This is a genomic window from Streptomyces sp. R33, assembly GCF_041200175.1.
GTDB classification, from domain to species: Bacteria; Actinomycetota; Actinomycetes; order Streptomycetales; family Streptomycetaceae; genus Streptomyces; species Streptomyces katrae_B.
Genome location: NZ_CP165727.1, coordinates 4,307,590 through 4,323,062, shown reverse-complemented (window position 1 = coordinate 4,323,062; position 15,473 = coordinate 4,307,590). Strand labels below are relative to the sequence as shown.

The window sequence follows — 15,473 nt, the reverse complement described above, 5'->3', positions numbered from 1 at the left end:
TGTCAGCGGCTTGTCAGCGGGTGCCCGCAGGTGTCAGCGGTCGCTCAAGGGGCTGTCAGCGGGGGCGTTCATGGTGACGGCGTCAGGAAGACGCGACCACGAAACGGGCGAACGACATGACCTCACACTCTGGCCTGCCGGCCATCACGGCCACCGGGCTGCGCAAGGCGTACGGGGACAAGACCGTCCTCGACGGAATCGACCTGCACGTCCCGACAGGGACCATCTTCTCGCTGCTCGGCCCGAACGGGGCCGGCAAGACCACCACCGTGCAGATCCTGTCCACCCTGATCGGCACCGACGCCGGGCACGTGCGGATCGCCGGGTACGACCTGGCCACGCACCCCGACGCCGTTCGGGCGGCCATCGGCGTCACCGGACAGTTCTCGGCGGTGGACAAGCTGCTCACCGCCGAGGAGAACCTGCTCCTGATGGCCGACCTGCGCCACCTCGGCAAGGCCGAGGGCCGCCGTCGGGCCGCCGAACTGCTGGAGGCCTTCGATCTCGTCGACGTGGCCCGCAAGGTGGCGCTCACCTTCTCCGGCGGCATGCTGAGGCGCCTCGACCTGGCGATGACCCTGATGGGCAGCCCGCAGGTCATCTTCCTCGACGAGCCGACCACCGGTCTCGACCCCCGCAGCCGCCGCGCGATGTGGCAGATCATCCGTGAGCTCGTCGCCGACGGCGTCACCATCTTCCTCACCACCCAGTACCTGGAGGAGGCCGATCAGCTCGCCGACCGGATCGCCGTCCTCGACCACGGGAAGCTGGTCGCCGAGGGCACCGCGTACGAGCTCAAGCGGCTGGTCCCCGGCGGGAACATCAACCTCCGGTTCGCCGAGCGCGGCGGGTACGAGCGCGCCGCCCGCAGCTTCGGCGAGGCGTCGCGCGATGCGGAAGCCCTCACCCTCCAGATCCCCAGCGACGGCGGCGTGCAGTCGCTGCGGGCACTGATCGACCGGCTCGATGCCGAGTCCATCGAGGTCAGTGGCCTGACCGTGCACACCCCCGATCTCGACGACGTCTTCCTCGCCCTGACCGGGCGGCCCGTCACGCCCGTCGCCCCCGGCACCTCCACCGCCCCCGTCGTCGCCCCCGTCCAGACCGCCAAGGAGTCCGCACGATGAGCACCTTCACCGCCCCCGTCCCCGCCGCCACCCCCGCCCCGCTGCGCGACGCGGCGACGATGCTGCGCCGCAACCTCAGGCACGCGCTGCGCTACCCCGGGCTCTCCCTCGGCACCATGGCCGTGCCCGTCATCTTCCTGCTGCTCTTCGTATACGTCCTCGGCCGGCCGCTCGCCGCGGGCATCGGAACCGGCGCCGCCTACATCAACTACCTCGTCCCCGGCATCCTCCTGATGACCGTGACCGCCGCCTCCACGTCCACCGCGGTGTCCGTCTGCACCGACCTCACCGAGGGGATCGTGGCCCGCTTCCGCACCATGGCCATCTCCCGCCCGTCGATCCTCGTCGGCCGTGTGATCAGCAGCGTGCTCCAGACCCTGGTCAGCGTCGGCCTCGTCATCGGCATCGCCCTGCTGATGGGCTTCCGGCCCTCCGCCGGGCTCACCGAATGGATCGCCGCCCTCGGCCTGATCACCCTGCTCACCTTCGCCGTGACCTGGCTGGCCGTCGCCCTCGGCACCGTCAGCAAGACCCCGGAGGGCGCCAGCAACATCGTCCTGCCGCTGGCCTTCCTGCCCTTCATCGGCAGCGCGTTCGTCCCCACCGACTCGATGCCCACCGTGGTCCGCGTCTTCGCCGAGCACCAGCCCTTCACCCCGATCATCGAGACCGTCCGGGGCCTGCTGATGGGCACCCCGATCGGCGACAACGGGATCGTCGCCGTCGCCTGGTGCCTCGGGCTCACGGTGGCCGGGTACTTCTGGGCCACCCGGGTGTTCAACCGCCAGGCCGGCTGAGGGCGGGCGCCGCCAGCTCCCGTACGGCCTCCACGCTCGATGCCACGCCCGACGCCGCGCCCGACGCCGCACCGCATCGCGCCGCCTCGGTGAACCCCTCACCGAGCGCGGCGCGCGCCGCGTTCTCCACCCGCGCCGCGTCCGGACGCCCGTGGTCCGGCCCGCCCCGTACCGCCAGCGCCGCCGCCAGCAGCCGGGCCGCCTGCTCCGGCCGGTCCTCCCGTACGGCCTGGTCCGCGACGCCGATCAGGACCTGGGCCACCGTCGGCGCGTGCCCGGAGCCCAGCGCCAGGTCCAGCGCCTCCGCGCGGTGGGCCCGCGCCCTGTCCAGCTCGCCCTCCGCCGCGTCCAGATGGGCTCGCGTGTCGAGGGCCATCGCGCGGAACACCGGATGGGCACAGATCCCGGCGATCGCCTCCTCGGCCCGCGCCAGTTCGGCCCGCGCCTCCGGGAACCTCCCGGTCCACCAGGCCAGTTCGGCCTTGCCGTGCGCCAGTACCGCGATCGACTCCGGCCAGCCCGCCGCGGCGGCGTCCTGCTCCGCCCGCGCCAGGGCCGCGGCGCTGCCCGCCGGGTCGCCGGCCAGCCAGGACAGCTGCGCCAGCCGGATCAGCGCGTGCAGCCGGTCCTCCAGCACCCCGATCTCGCCGACCACCTCGACCGCCTGCTCGTAGTGGCCGAGCGCCGCCGCGAAATCGCCTCGCCGCGCCACCAGGTCCGCCAGCACGGTCAGCGCGAAGGAGGCACCCCACCGCTCGCCGAGAGCCCGGAACCCGGCCAGCGCCTCCTCGATGGCCTGCTCGGCCTGAGCAGGCGGGCCGCCGGCGCCGAGCAGGGTCCGGGCGCCCTCCAGCCGGCCCTGCGCCCGTACCCACGGGTCCGCGTCGGCCAGCAGTTCGTCCCAGGTGTCCGCCGGCGCCGCCCGGCCCGCGGCGGCACTGCGCAGCATCCGGTCGACAGGCCCGAGGAACCGCACCACCGGATGCCGGCTGTCCGTCCGCTCGGCGAGCCGCAGCGCCTCGCCGAGCAGCGCTGCCAGCTTCTTCTCGTCGCCGACCCCGGCCGTCGCGAACAGGACGGAGAGCGCGTACGCGACGACCAGGTCCTCTTCCTCCGCCGCCCCGCCCGGCAGCGCCAGTGCGGCCGCCGCCAGTTCGGCGCCCTCCGCCTTGTGGCCGCTGAGCCACCAGTACCAGCCGGCCGCCGAGACCAGGCCCACGGCGGCCCGCGCGTCGCCCGCCGCGATCGTGCCGCGCAGCGCCGCCTTCAGGTTGTCGTGCTCGACGGCCAGCCGCGCGAGCCACTCCAGCTGGTCGGCCCGGCGCAGATGCGGATCCGCGGTCCGGGCCAGCCCGGTGAAGTACGCGGTCTGCGCCCGGCGGACCGGCTCCTGCTCGCCGGCCTCGGCCAGCCGCTCCAGGCCGTACGCCCTGATGGTCTGGAGCATCCGGTAGCGGCCGTCGCCGGCGGTCACCAGCAGCGACTTCTCGGTCAGCGAGGTCATGAGGTCGAGTACGTCCCGTACGTCGACCACGTCGGCCACGTCCCGTACGTCGACCACGTCCCGTACGCCGGCTACGTCGGCCGGCTCGATGCCGGTGGACCCGCCCGTCGCGGTGTCCGCGCACGCGCGCTCCGCCGCCTCCAGCGTCACGCCGCCCGGGAACGCCGCCAGCCGGCGCAACAGGGCCTGTTCCGGTCCGGTCAGCAGCTCCCAGCTCCAGTCCACGACCGCCCGCAGCGTCCGGTGCTGGCGCGGGGCCGTGCGGGCGCCGCCGGTCAGCAGCCGGAACCGGTCGTCGAGCCCCGCCGCCAGCTGCTCGGCGCTCATCGTGCGCAGCCGTGCCGCGGCCAGTTCGATGGCCAGGGGCATCCCGTCCAGCGCGCGGACGATCCGGGTCACGGCGGCTGCCGTGTCCTCGCCGACGGCGAAGCCCGACCGGGCCGCGGCCGCCCGGTCGCCCAGCAGCCGGACCGCCGCGTACGACATGGCCTCGGCGGCTCCCGCGTCCTGCGGCGGGAGGGCCAGCGCCTCGACCGGCCAGAGCGCCTCGCCGGTGAGGCCGAGCGGCTCCCGGCTCGTCGCGAGGATCCGCACCCCGGGGCAGGCGCCGAGCAGCCGGTCGGCCAGGGCTGCGGCCGCCTCGATCAGGTGCTCGCAGTTGTCGAGGACCAGCAGGGCGGTCCGGGTGCGCAGCGCCGTGACGAGCCGGTCCAGGGGCTCGCCCGGCGCCGAAGCCTGCTCGCGCAGGCCGAGTGCGGACAGTACGGCCTGCGGTACGTCGGCCTCCGCGCTCAGCGGTGCGAGCTCGACCTGCCAGACGCCGTCGGGGAACCGGCCGAGCAGCGGACGGGCCGCCTCGACCGACAGCCGGGTCTTGCCGGCGCCGCCGGGCCCGGTGAGGGTGGTGAGCCGGTGTTCCCCGATCAGCGCGGCGACCCGGGCGAGGTCGGCGTCGCGGCCGACGAAACTGGCCAGCGGGGCGCGGAGGTTGGTCGCGGGCGCGGGAGGGGCGGAGTCGGCCGCCGACGCCCCCGCCGGAGCGGGCTGCGGTACGGGCTGTGCCGGACGTACGGGCTCCTGCCCGGGCTGCTGCGCACGTACGGGCTGTACGGGCTGTACGGACGGCAGGGACCCTGCGGACGGCACCGGCTCGGTACCCCCGGCGACCTCGCCGCGCAGTACTGCGGTGTGCAGCGCGGCCAGCTCCGGCGACGGGTCGGCGCCGAGTTCCTCGGCGAGGGCCTCGCGGGCCCGGCCGTACGCGGCGAGCGCCTCGGCGGGCCGGCCGGCCGCGACGAGCGCCCGCATCAGCGCTCCGACCAGCCCTTCCCGCAGCGGGTGTTCGGCGACGAGGGAGGCCAGCTCCCCGGTGAGCTCCCGGCCGAGGCCCCGGCGCAGATCGGCCTCGATGCGGTCCTCGAGCGCGGCCGCCCGCAGCTCCGTCAGCCGGGTCACCGGCGCCCGGAAGAAGTCGGAGCCCGCCACGTCCAGCAGGGCCGGTCCGCGCCACAGCTCCAGCGCCTCGCGCAGGGTCCGGGCGGCGGTGGCGGGCTCGCGGGCCAAGGCCGCCCGCCCGGCCGCGGCGAGCCGTTCGAACCGGACCGCGTCGACGGCGTCGGGCTCGACGAGGAGCCGGTACCCGGCCGGATGCGAGGCGATCTCCACCCCCGGCAGCGCCCGGCGCAACCGCGACACGAGCGCCTGGAGGGCGTTCGGCGCGCCCATCGGCGGGTCCCGGTCCCAGATCCCGTCGATCAGCAGCTCGGAGGAGACCACCCGGCCGGGTTCGAGCGCGAGCAGCACCAGCAGCGCGCGCAGCCGCGCCCCGCCGACACCCACGACGCCCCCGTCCCCGTCCCCGTCCCCGGTCCGAACTTCCAGTGGCCCCAATATCGCGATCCGCATGATCGCCATTGTGCGGCCCGCACGCGGCCCACTTCGAGCCCTCGGCGACGGTTGCGACGGTGGCCGGGAACGGCGCGGGCAGAGCATCGGGCCGCAATCCATGCGCACATGACGCACCACCCGGTTACCGTCCATGCGTGGACTTACGATCAACGACGCTAGGACGTGACAGGTGAGCGAACAGGACGCCCTGGCGCGGCGCTTCGAGGAGTACCGCCCCCATCTGCGGGCCGTGGCCTACCGGATGCTCGGCTCGATCAGCGAGTCGGAGGACGCCGTGCAGGAGGCCTGGCTGAAGCTGAGCCGCTCGGAGGTCACCGCCGTGGAGAACCTGGGCGGCTGGCTGACCACCGTCGTCGGCCGGGTGTGCCTGGACATGCTGCGCTCGCGCATCACGCGGCGCGAGGATCCGCTGCAGGACCGGGACGGGTACGTCCGGCTGCCCGACCCGGTCGTCACGGGGCTCGCAGCCATCGATCCGGAACACGAGGTCCTCGTCGCCGATTCCGTGGGCATCGCGCTGCTGGTGGTCCTGGAGACCCTGGCTCCCGCCGAGCGGCTCGCCTTCGTCCTGCACGACCTGTTCGCGGTCCCCTTCGACGAGATCGCCCCGGTCCTCGGCCGTACGGCGGCCTCGACCCGGCAGCTCGCCAGCCGCGCCCGTCGCCGGGTCCAGGGGGCCGCGCCCGCCCCCGACGCCGACCTGGTGCGCACCCGGGAGGTCGTGGAGGCCTTCCTCAGCGCCTCGCGCGGCGGGAACCTCGACGCGCTCGTCGACCTCCTCGACCCCGATGTGGTGGCCCGCTCCGACGGCGGCGCGCTGCGCCCCAGCGCGGTCCGCCGCGGCGCGGGGGACGTCGCCTCGAACGCCGTCATGTTCGCCCGGTTCGCCGCGGCCGCACACCCGGTTTTCGTCAACGGATTTCCCGGGGTGCTCGCCATGGCGGAAGGCAAGCCGATGTCGCTCATGGCGTTCACCGTCAAGGACGGAAAGATCGCCGCGCTCGACATCCTGACCGATCCGGAGCGCCTCGCCAGGATCGACCTGGGGTCCGTACTGGGCGACTGACCGCACCCGCCGAACCGCCCGTCCCGGTTCCGGTCTTGTCGAGGATCACCAGCGAATCCTCGGTGGACCGAGAAGGCTTGCATTGATTCGAATATCAATAACCGGGTCGATCGTCGGTATCTTCGCTCGAACCCTTGCGCTTCCTGGGCGGTTTGGGCAGGATCTGGTTCCTGTTCAGCCGCCCGGTCGTGCGAACCGCAACCGGGCCGCCTCAGGAAGGGCCGGGAACGCCACCGCGAAGCCCCCCGCTTTTCCGACGCGCCGGGAATCCCCGAGCATTTTCCCCGGCCCCGTTTGCCTTCCCCATTACCTCCCCCTCTCCCGCCTCCCCCTTTCCCTCCCCCTTTCCGTCCTCATTCCCTCCCCCTTTCCCTTGGTACGCCTCCAGGAAAGACGTGATCGTGAGCAAGCACTCTGGTGCCGGAGGGAGTCTGCGGGCCGACGCGCTGGGCACGTTCGACTCCGTCGTGATGGCCGTGGCGGGCTGCGGCCCGGCCTACACCATCGCGGGCACCTTCCCCGCACTGATAGCCGCCGTCGGCGTCGCCGGCCCGGCCGTCCTCCTGTACTGCGCCCTCCCCGTCGTCGGGATCGCCCTCGCCTTCCGTCACCTGGGCCGCCTCGACCCGAACGCCGGTGCCTCGTACGCCTGGACGGGCCGGTCGCTGCACCCCTTCCTCGGCTTCCTCAGCGGCTGGGCGCTCGTCGTCTCCGCCACCGTGTTCATGGCCTCCACCGCCCTTCCGGCCGGCGCCGCGACGCTGTCCCTCTTCGGCACCCCGGCGGCCGGCCACACCGCCCTGGCCACGGCCGTCGGCGCGCTCTGGTTCCTGCTCATGGCCGGCGTCGTGATGCACGGCGCCCGGATCAGCGCCCACGCCCAGACCGCCGTCACCGGGACGCAGCTCGTCCTGCTCCTGGCCTTCGCCGTCGCCGCCCTGTCCAAGGACGGCAACGTGGCGGACTTCTCGCCCTCCTGGTTCGGCTTCGGCCACTTCGACGGCCAGCACCACTTCGTGACCGGCGCGTTGATCGCCGTCTTCGCCTACTGGGGCTGGGACGTGACCAGCAACCTCGGCGAGGAGACCCGGGGCGGCCGCCGCGGCTCGGGGTTCGGCGGGGTGATCGGCGTCGTGACGTGCTTCGCCCTGTTCGTCGTCTTCACGATCTCCGTCAACATCCTCGTCGGCACCGACGTCGTACGGCAGAACCCCGAGTCCTTCCTCACCGTCCTCGGGGACGCGGTCTGGCCCGGCTGGGGCGGCCGGCTGCTCGTCCTCGCGGTGCTGCTGTCCACCGTCGCCACGCTCGAGACCTCGCTGCTCCAGGCCACCCGCACCCTCTTCGCCATGGGCCGCGACCGCACCCTCCCTCCGGCGTTCGGCCGCATCCACCCGGGCCGGCAGACCCCGTGGACCGCCACCGCGGTCGTCGCGGGCGTCGCGCTCGCTCTCACCGTCGCCGCCAACCTGGGCTCAGGTGCGGGCTCCGGCTCCGGATTGCGGCTGCTCGCCGACGCGGTCAGCGGCGTGGGCCTGCTGATCTGCTTCTACTACGGCCTCGCCGCGTTCTCCGCCGTCGTGGTCCACCGCAGGCAGCTCTTCGCGTCCGTGGGGAACCTGCTCCTCATCGGCCTGTGGCCGCTGGGCGGCGGGCTGTTCATGGTGTGGATCTTCGTCCGGTCCCTGACCGAGCTGAACGCCCTCGCCCTCGGCATCGGGCTCGGCACGCTCGTGCTGGGCGTCGTACCGATGCTGAGGTACCGGCAGCACGGCCGCTCGTACTACGAGGCGGTCCCGCTGGACCCCGCACGCGCCCGGGCCGTGGACGCCTCGTACGGGGTCACAGACCTCGACCCCTCCTCGCGGGCCGGCACGGGCCGCTCCGACGAACTCCTCACCGACTTCTGAGCCGTCGGCCCTTCGTCCGCAGTCCCGCAGGACCCCAGAGGGTTGGGTCCGCCGATCCGAGGAGGGTCCCGTCCGCATGGCCATGGCCTGGAAACGCCGCCGCTCCCCCGCGGCACCGCAGTACGATCCCGCGTTCGGCGACAAGGCCCTGTCGGAGGCCTGCCAGGACGTCGCCGCCGGCCGCTGGCAGGGCCTGCGCGACCTGCTCGCCGCCGGTGCGCCCCGTGACTGGGACCGGCGCAGCCACCGCATCCGGCTGCTGGCCGACGCGGCCGCGGACCGGCGGGTGGCAGAGGCCTGGCAGGCCTCCGAGCCCGACAGCCCCGACGCGCTCGTGCTGCGCGCGGACATCGAGGTGATGCGGATGTTCGCGGTCGCCCGCCGCGGGACCATGCCGGCCGTGAACCGCCTCGACTGGACCGCCCGGATCTGCCTGCAGGCCTCCGAGGCGGCCCCGGAGGACCCGCATCCGTGGGTCTCGCTGGTGACCCTGGCGCGGCTGTACGAGGGCGGCCACGCCGCCATGGGCCGGTGGTGGCAGGAGCTCTGCGCCCGCGATCCGTACCACCGGGAGGCGCACCACCAGGGGCTGCGCTACATGTCCGCACGCTGGCACGGCTCGCACGGCCAGGCCTACAACTTCGCGCGGGACCGCGCGGCAGCCGCCCCACTGGGTTCGCCCCTGGCGGTCCTGCCGCAGGTGGCCCGGGCGGAGCAGTACCGGCACCGGGCCGAGAGCGAGGGCAGGAACAGCCTGGACCTGCTGCACCACTGGAGCGGCGACGCGGGGCGCTGGGACCTGCGGACGACGATGGAGCGCTGGATCGGCTCCCGTACGGCCCCGCAGGCCCAGGACGTGGCCGACCTCAACCACCTGGCCCACGGCCTGGTCCACGCCGACATGCTCGCGGAGGCGGCCACGGTCTTCGACCTCCTGGACGGCCGCGCCACCCGCGTCCCGTGGGCGTACACCGGCGACCCGGAGCAGCAGTACGTCCGCTGGCGCGCCCGCACCCGCACCGCCGGCCGCTGACCGGGCGGCGACGGGAGGAGGACGGGAGGACGCCCCTCCTCCCCGTCCCCGACGGGTGAGCCGGCTGCGGGCTCAGGGCGCCCAGGCGGCTGCCCCGGAGCCGGATTCGGCATCGGACTCGGCGTCCGCCAGGATCGCCTTGCCCATCTCGGCCGAGATCGCGGCGAGCAGGGCCGCCTTGCGGGCGGCGAAGAAGCCGTCGAAGTCGTCGGACCGCATGAGGGCGGGCCCGGCCACGTGCGTGCGGACGTGCGCGTCCAGCTCCTCCGGGCCGATCTCGGCGGTCTTGGCCAGCTGCGCGAGGTAGGCGGAGGGGGCCTGGCTGCCGATGATCCGGTTCGTGCGCGCCGTCAGGGGAGTCTTGTTGACGATGGAGTTGTAGACCTCCGGCTTGAACCCGTTCTGCTCGCACCACGCCTTCGGGAAGACGTGGTGGATGTCGACGGCCTCGTCGAAGTAGTCGGTCACCTTCACCGGTTCGCCCGTCCGCCAGTCGGCCGCCCCGGCCTTGAGCAGCAGGGCGTAGATGCCCTTGTACGCGGCGCTCTGGCGGGTGCGCAGGGTCAGCAGCCGGCCCGGCGCGAACTGCGCGGCCGTGATCGTGCGCGGCTCCTGGCCGCTGCCGCGGATCCACTCCACGACGTCCGGCAGGTCCTGGCTGAACCGGGTCTCGGTCGAGCCCCCGTACAACTCCCCGAACACTCCGCACCAGTACCAGCGGGCGAGCTTGCGCTGGGCGCCGGCCGGCTCCGCCGTGCTCCCGGCGGCGGCCAGGACGGCGGCGAGGGGGATGAGCTGGGTGCCGTACGGCAGGAACTTCGTGTCGAAGAAGTGCTGCTGGTGCAGGAACTTCGCGGCCTTCTTGAAGCCCTCGACGACGGCCGGCGCGTGCTCCTCGTAGTCCTTGAGGGAGAGCGCGAGCATGTCCTTGCGCTTGCAGCCGACCCGGGGAAGGCGGTCCTCCTCGGTGACGTGCGCGGCTTCCGTCACCCGCCGCCGGTAGGTGGCGAGCAGGGTCACGGCCTGGAGGAAGTCGGTGTTGGAGACCTCGCGCAGGATGCGGTACTCGGGTGCCTGCCAGGCGGCGCGGCACACGCGTTCCCAGTGGTCGCGGAGATCGAACTCGTCCGCCGCGTAGGTGGCGGTGAGCAGCTCGAAGACGGTGAGCGTGACACCGCCGGTGTTGACCTTCTCGAAGACCTGGCAGACGGCCTGGCGCTCGGTGGCCTTGCCGAGCTCGATGACGGGGACGTGGTAGAGGATGAAGGGCTTGATGAAGGCCTTCTCGAAGTCCTTCCACAGCCGCCACTTGGCCTTGTCGTCCCAGTGCTCGGTGAATCCGTCCTCCCAGTCGTCGGAGTCCAGCACGGAGCTGACGGGGAAGAGGAGGGCCGCGTACTCCTTCTCCCGGGTGGAGAGGTCGATCTGCACCTCGCCACGGAAGTTGACCACCTTGCGGGATGCGGGCAGGAAGCGGATGGCGTCCTCGCGGTCGGTGAAACCGTCCAGGACCTTGCGCATGTCGACGTAGAACCAGCCGGAAACGGCCTGCTTGCGGACGTCCTGGGTGGCTACGGGCCGGTCGAGCTTGAGCGACTGGAAGAGGGAGGTCAGCCGCTGCTGCCCGTCCAGGACCAGCGACTCCGGCTCCCGGGGTCCCGGGAGCGTCGCGCCCTCGATCGGGCGGTACTTGAAGCGGACGTCGCCTCCGGCGCGGAGCGTCATGAGGGTGCCGAGGGGGTAGCCGAGGGATATCGAAGCCAGCAGACTCGCGATGTTGGGGTACGGCCAGACCCAGCCGCGCTGGAACTCGGGCAGCTGCGCCCGGCCGTCCGCGACCTGCGCCAACAGGTCGCGCAGCGGTCGCTTGTCGATGCTGAATGCTTCCTCGGCCACATCGGCTCCTTCGGGCACGGCGCTCTCGCGTCTCACGGCGTGACGCGCCCGACAGTACTGGGAGTGAGCCGGTGCCGGGCGGGCATCGCCGCAGCTGACCGACCGCTGCGCGCCCGCCTGGGCAGGACGGGCCTCAGCCCGCCGCCTTCTCGATGAGCGCGCCGATACGTGCCTCGTCGGCGGCGGTGAGCTCCGTCAGGGCGTAGCTGGTGGGCCACATGGTGCCGTCGTCGAGACCCGCCTGGTCGCTGAAGCCGAGCGTCGCGTACCTCGACTTGAACTTCTGCGCGCTCTGGAAGAAGCAGACGACCTTGCCGTCCCTGGCGTACGCGGGCATCCCGTACCAGAGCTTCGGGGAGAGGCCCGGCGCGCTGGCCTTGACGATGGCGTGGACGCGTTCGGCGAGGACGCGGTCCGCGTCCGGCATCTCGGTGATCTTCGCGAGGACGTCCCCCTCCGCATCCGCCTTGTCCGCGCGCGAACCGCGGCGCGCGGTCGACTTCAGCTCCCTGGCGCGTTCCTTCATCGCGTCGCGCTCTTCGTCCGTGAATCCGTCGTACTTCTTGTCCGCCGCGGTGGTGGTGCTCCGGGTGGACGTCTGCGCCGTGTTCTTCATTGCAGGTTCCTCTCGCGGGTCTCGGAAGCTGATCGGTGGTGGTCGGGCGGTGCGGACCTGCGGTGGCGGATCTGCCGGTGCCGGGTCTTGCGTCCCGGGTCTGTCGTGCCGGGTCTACGGGGACGGATCAGGGCGTGGGCGCCATCGACGCGGCCTCCCAGGCGAACCCGTCCGGGTCCGTGAAGGAGCCGGCGCCGCTGCCCAGTACGAGCCGGTGGGACCCGGCGCCGTCGGCGGGGACCCCGAGGTCCTTGGCGAGGGCGCGGCGCCCGTACAGCGCCAGCTTGATGCCGCCCGAAGGGGCGCCGAACTGGACGTACTTGCTGCCGAAGCTCTTCTCGACGGCGAGGCCGTGGCCGACGTAGAACCGCTTGCTCGCGGACACGTCCTCCGAGCCCAGCAGGAGCACGATCTCGTCGATCTGCCGGGTGTCCGCGCCGGTGTCCTTCTTCGCCGACGTGGCGACCTTCCAGAGCGTCCCGTCGGGGGCCCGGACGACGCCGCCGTAGCCCCAGAAGGACTTCGAGGCGGGCTTCACCGTCGTGGCGCCGGCGTCGAGGGCGGCGCCGATGAACGCGTTGACGGTGGCGGGCTGGGACACCGTGAGCGCCAGGGCGAAGCCGCGGAAGCCGGCTGTCGGTGCCTCCGAGGCCTGCAGGCGCACCTGGGCGCCCAGGCCGAAGGCGGTGTAGAAGCGGTCGGCGGCGGTGTGGTCGGCCACCTCGAGGGTGACGGATGCGAGGGAGTTCATGCAGATCACGCTAGTTCCGGCCCGGCCGCCGGTGCTTCTCGATTCCTGACGGGTCTGGTGACCTGCTTCGCCACGCACGACGGTATGCCGGCCGCCCCGTCCGCAGCGCGGCGCCGGTAGACGCTGGGCGGCATGCCGACCAGCTCGGTGAAACGGGTGCTGAAGGTGCCCAGCGACGAGCAGCCGACCGCGAAGCAGACCTCGGTGACGCTGAGGTCGCCACGGCGCAGCAGCGCCATCGCGCGCTCGATGCGCCGCGTCATCAGGTACGAGTACGGCGACTCGCCGTAGGCCAGCCGGAACTGGCGGCTGAGGTGCCCGGCCGACATGTTCACGCCGCGGGCGAGCGCCTCGACGTCGAGAGGCTGCTCGTACTCCCGGTCGATCCGGTCGCGCACGCGGCGCAGCCGGGCGAGGTCGCTCAGGCGCTGCGCGGCGGTAAGTGCGCTCATCCAGGCAGGATGGCACATGGGGCAACTCCGTTCATCGATGTTCGCGATCACCGCCGCCGCCTGCAACTGGCACGCGGGGGAGGGGTGTTCGGAGGTGAGAGGGAGTGGACGGCAGCCGGGGTCAGCGCAGCTCCTGGATGCGGACCAGGTTGCCCGCGGGGTCGCGGAAGGCGCAGTCGCGCACGCCGTACGGCTGCTCGGTCGGCTCCTGGACGACCTCGGCGTCGGTGGCCTGCACCTTCTCGAAAGTGCCGTCGAGGTCCCGGGTGGCCAGCAGGATCCAGCCGTAGGTGCCCTTGGCCATCATCTCGACGATGGTGCGGCGCTCGTCCTCGGTGATCCCGGGGTCGGCGGCCGGCGGCGCCAGGAGGATGGACGTGCCGGGCTGGTCGACGGGGCCGACCGTGATCCAGCGCATCTTGCCCTGGCCGACGTCGCTGCGGACCTCGAAGCCGAGGGCGTCGCGGTAGAAGGCGACGGCGGCGTCCGGGTCGTCGTGCGGGAGGGCGGTCGTGTGAATGGTGATGTCCATGACCATCACGCTAGCCGCGGCGCGGCGACCGGGCTTCTCGAATCCTGATCCGTCGAGGCCGCGGGTCACGCAGCCGGGTCACGCCGCCGGGTCACGCCACCGGAGCGGCGGACCATTCGACGAGCGGTGGCCGCACCTGGGCGCACAGGGGCCGCCCGCAGGCATCGGTGAGGCGCAGTCGCGCGAGCAGACGCCCGTCATCGGACCACCGGACGACATCGGGGCCGTGCGCAAGGCGGCGCGCCCGCCACACTCAAGCGGCTGACCCCGCAGTACCGTCACCGGCCGATGGCGTAGGCCGCTTGTGCCAGCGCCGCCTCGGCCTCCCGTACCGTCCGGCGCACGATCTCGCCGGCCGGCAGGACCTCGTGCACGAGGGCGGCCGACTGGCCGGTGAAGGGCAGGTACTCCTCGCCGCCGCCGGACCGGATCGCGGCCATCACGCGGGGCACGATCTCCTCGGGGTCGACCTGCTCGGGGTGCTCGCGCAGGGCGTCCAGCAGCGGAGTGCGAAGGCAGCGCGGTACCCCGGCACTGCCGGGGCGGTTGAACGGCGGCAGGATCCGCTCGCTGCCCACGGCCTTCACCGCGTCCGCGGCGGCGGACTCGACGATCCGGCTCTTCCACGCCTGCGACACGTTCATCTCCGACGATGCGAGGAAGCGCGTCCCCATGAGCACACCCTGCGCGCCCAGTACCAGGGCCGCGGCCAGGCCGCGGCCGTCGGCGATCCCACCGGCCGCGAGGACGGGTACGTCGTCCGCCAGGTCCACGACGTCCGGGACCATCACCATCGTGCCGACGTCCCCGCCGTGTCCGCCGCCCTCGCCGCCCTGCGCGACGAGCACATCCGCTCCGGCCCGCAGTGCCTCGTCGGCCTGACGGATGTCCGTGACCAGCTGGATCCAGAGGATGCCGGCGTCGTGCGCCCGGGCGATCAGGTCGGGCGCCACCGCGAGGTGGAAGGAGATCGCTGCCGGCCGCTCCTCGATCGTGGCCTGGAACGCCTCCTCGTTGAGGGGGCGGGTCGTGTGGTTGATCGCGAAGGGCCGGTCCGTCAGCTGCCGCAGTCGGGCCCACTGCTCCTTCAGGTCCGGCAGGGGCCGTACGGCGGTGCCCAGACTGCCCAGCCCGCCCGCCCGGCACACCGCCGCGGCGAGATCGACCTCGTCCCAGGGGCCGAAGGCCGCGCAGACGACCGGGGCGTCGATACCGAGAAGTCGGCATACAGGGGTGGTCAGCATCCGGCACCTCCAGCAGCTGCGGCCCTGCCATCGCATGCTCCTGCGTCCATCGTCCCGCGACCGGCCGCACATGTCCCCCTGGGCGCGCGCCGTCAGCGGCCCGAGGTGCTCCAGCGGGTCTCGCCGTCGACCAGCGTGCCGGATGCGGTCAGGCCGAGGGCGCGGGCGACCCCTGCGGACGCGGCGTGATCCGGGTGGATGGAGGCGGCCAGGGCCGACACCTCACGGGTACGCAGCCATGCGGCCATGGCCAGGGCCCCCTCGCGGGCGTAGCCCTTCCCCTGGTGCTCGACCCCTGTCACCCAGGCGAGCGAGGCTTCGACTCCGCCGTCCCCGGTCCGGTACAAGGTCGCCTGAACCGTTCCGACCAGCAGGCCGTCCTCCGTCCGGCGCAGCATCCAGTTCAGCCAGCCCTGGCTCCCGTCCGGCGACCGGCCCGCGGCCTGGCGGGCGTACCTGGCCCGGAGCTCTTCGAGCGAGCTCGGCTCCCCGCCGGTCCAGGTGTGCAGCCGGGCGTCGTCGAAGAGCGGGAAGGCCTCCGACGCGTGCTCGGTGCGCAGCGGTTCGAGAGAAAGCCGGGGGGTCGTCAAACGATCCGCGACCGGCCAAAGAGCGGACGGAGTCATCCGCGAACACT

At 73.1% G+C, this 15,473-nt stretch carries 14 protein-coding genes; 5 read left to right on the top strand and 9 right to left on the bottom strand.

The window, feature by feature from the left end; genetic code table 11:
• The first annotated feature begins 116 nt into the window (after positions 1-116).
• A complete protein-coding gene (locus AB5J51_RS19750; RefSeq protein ID WP_136224738.1) occupies positions 117-1,127 on the top strand; it encodes an ATP-binding cassette domain-containing protein in 1,011 nt (336 codons plus the stop codon).
• Positions 1,124-1,924 (top strand): ABC transporter permease, encoded by an 801-nt coding sequence (locus AB5J51_RS19745; protein ID WP_053789388.1) that lies wholly within the window; start codon positions 1,124-1,126, stop codon positions 1,922-1,924. Before AB5J51_RS19750 ends, AB5J51_RS19745 begins: the two co-directional genes overlap by 4 nt.
• Here AB5J51_RS19745 and AB5J51_RS19740 read toward each other — a convergent pair.
• Positions 1,905-5,333: a BTAD domain-containing putative transcriptional regulator gene (locus AB5J51_RS19740; protein WP_369778191.1), complete on the bottom strand. Its 3,429-nt coding sequence runs from the start codon at positions 5,331-5,333 to the stop codon at positions 1,905-1,907. The genes AB5J51_RS19745 and AB5J51_RS19740 overlap by 20 nt on opposite strands.
• 172 nt (positions 5,334-5,505) lie before the next feature.
• Here AB5J51_RS19740 and AB5J51_RS19735 point away from each other — a divergent pair, with 172 nt between their 5' ends.
• From AB5J51_RS19735 to AB5J51_RS19725, 3 genes are all read left to right on the top strand, one after another.
• A complete protein-coding gene (locus tag AB5J51_RS19735; RefSeq protein WP_369778190.1) occupies positions 5,506-6,402 on the top strand; it encodes a sigma-70 family RNA polymerase sigma factor in 897 nt (298 codons plus the stop codon).
• Between the two features lie 401 nt (positions 6,403-6,803).
• A complete protein-coding gene (locus AB5J51_RS19730; protein ID WP_369778189.1) occupies positions 6,804-8,312 on the top strand; it encodes an APC family permease in 1,509 nt (502 codons plus the stop codon).
• 76 nt (positions 8,313-8,388) lie between these two features.
• Positions 8,389-9,345, top strand: coding sequence for a hypothetical protein (locus tag AB5J51_RS19725; RefSeq protein WP_324616762.1), 957 nt, complete (start codon positions 8,389-8,391; stop codon positions 9,343-9,345).
• 72 nt (positions 9,346-9,417) lie between these two features.
• Here AB5J51_RS19725 and AB5J51_RS19720 read toward each other — a convergent pair whose 3' ends face one another.
• From AB5J51_RS19720 to AB5J51_RS19685, 8 genes are all read right to left on the bottom strand, one after another.
• Positions 9,418-11,241: a DUF262 domain-containing protein gene (locus AB5J51_RS19720; protein WP_369778188.1), complete on the bottom strand. Its 1,824-nt coding sequence runs from the start codon at positions 11,239-11,241 to the stop codon at positions 9,418-9,420.
• A gap of 133 nt (positions 11,242-11,374) precedes the next feature.
• Positions 11,375-11,857 carry an iron chaperone gene (locus tag AB5J51_RS19715; RefSeq protein WP_369778187.1) on the bottom strand — a complete coding sequence of 161 codons (483 nt, stop codon included), beginning with the start codon at positions 11,855-11,857 and terminating at the stop codon, positions 11,375-11,377.
• A gap of 127 nt (positions 11,858-11,984) precedes the next feature.
• Complete coding sequence (locus tag AB5J51_RS19710; RefSeq protein ID WP_369778186.1) at positions 11,985-12,608, bottom strand: glyoxalase; 624 nt, start codon at positions 12,606-12,608, stop codon at positions 11,985-11,987.
• A 5-nt stretch (positions 12,609-12,613) separates the two neighbouring features.
• Entirely contained in the window at positions 12,614-13,060 is a 447-nt protein-coding gene (locus AB5J51_RS19705; RefSeq protein WP_053789630.1) for a helix-turn-helix transcriptional regulator, read from the bottom strand.
• A 121-nt stretch (positions 13,061-13,181) separates the two neighbouring features.
• Entirely contained in the window at positions 13,182-13,592 is a 411-nt protein-coding gene (locus AB5J51_RS19700; RefSeq protein ID WP_053789636.1) for a VOC family protein, read from the bottom strand.
• A gap of 91 nt (positions 13,593-13,683) precedes the next feature.
• Positions 13,684-13,845 carry a DUF5990 family protein gene (locus AB5J51_RS19695; protein WP_369778185.1) on the bottom strand — a complete coding sequence of 54 codons (162 nt, stop codon included), beginning with the start codon at positions 13,843-13,845 and terminating at the stop codon, positions 13,684-13,686.
• 25 nt (positions 13,846-13,870) lie between these two features.
• Positions 13,871-14,836, bottom strand: a complete 966-nt coding sequence (locus AB5J51_RS19690; RefSeq protein WP_369778184.1) for an NAD(P)H-dependent flavin oxidoreductase — start codon at positions 14,834-14,836, stop codon at positions 13,871-13,873.
• 92 nt (positions 14,837-14,928) lie between these two features.
• Positions 14,929-15,426, bottom strand: a complete 498-nt coding sequence (locus AB5J51_RS19685) for a GNAT family N-acetyltransferase (protein ID WP_369778183.1) — start codon at positions 15,424-15,426, stop codon at positions 14,929-14,931.
• Positions 15,427-15,473: the final 47 nt, after the last annotated feature.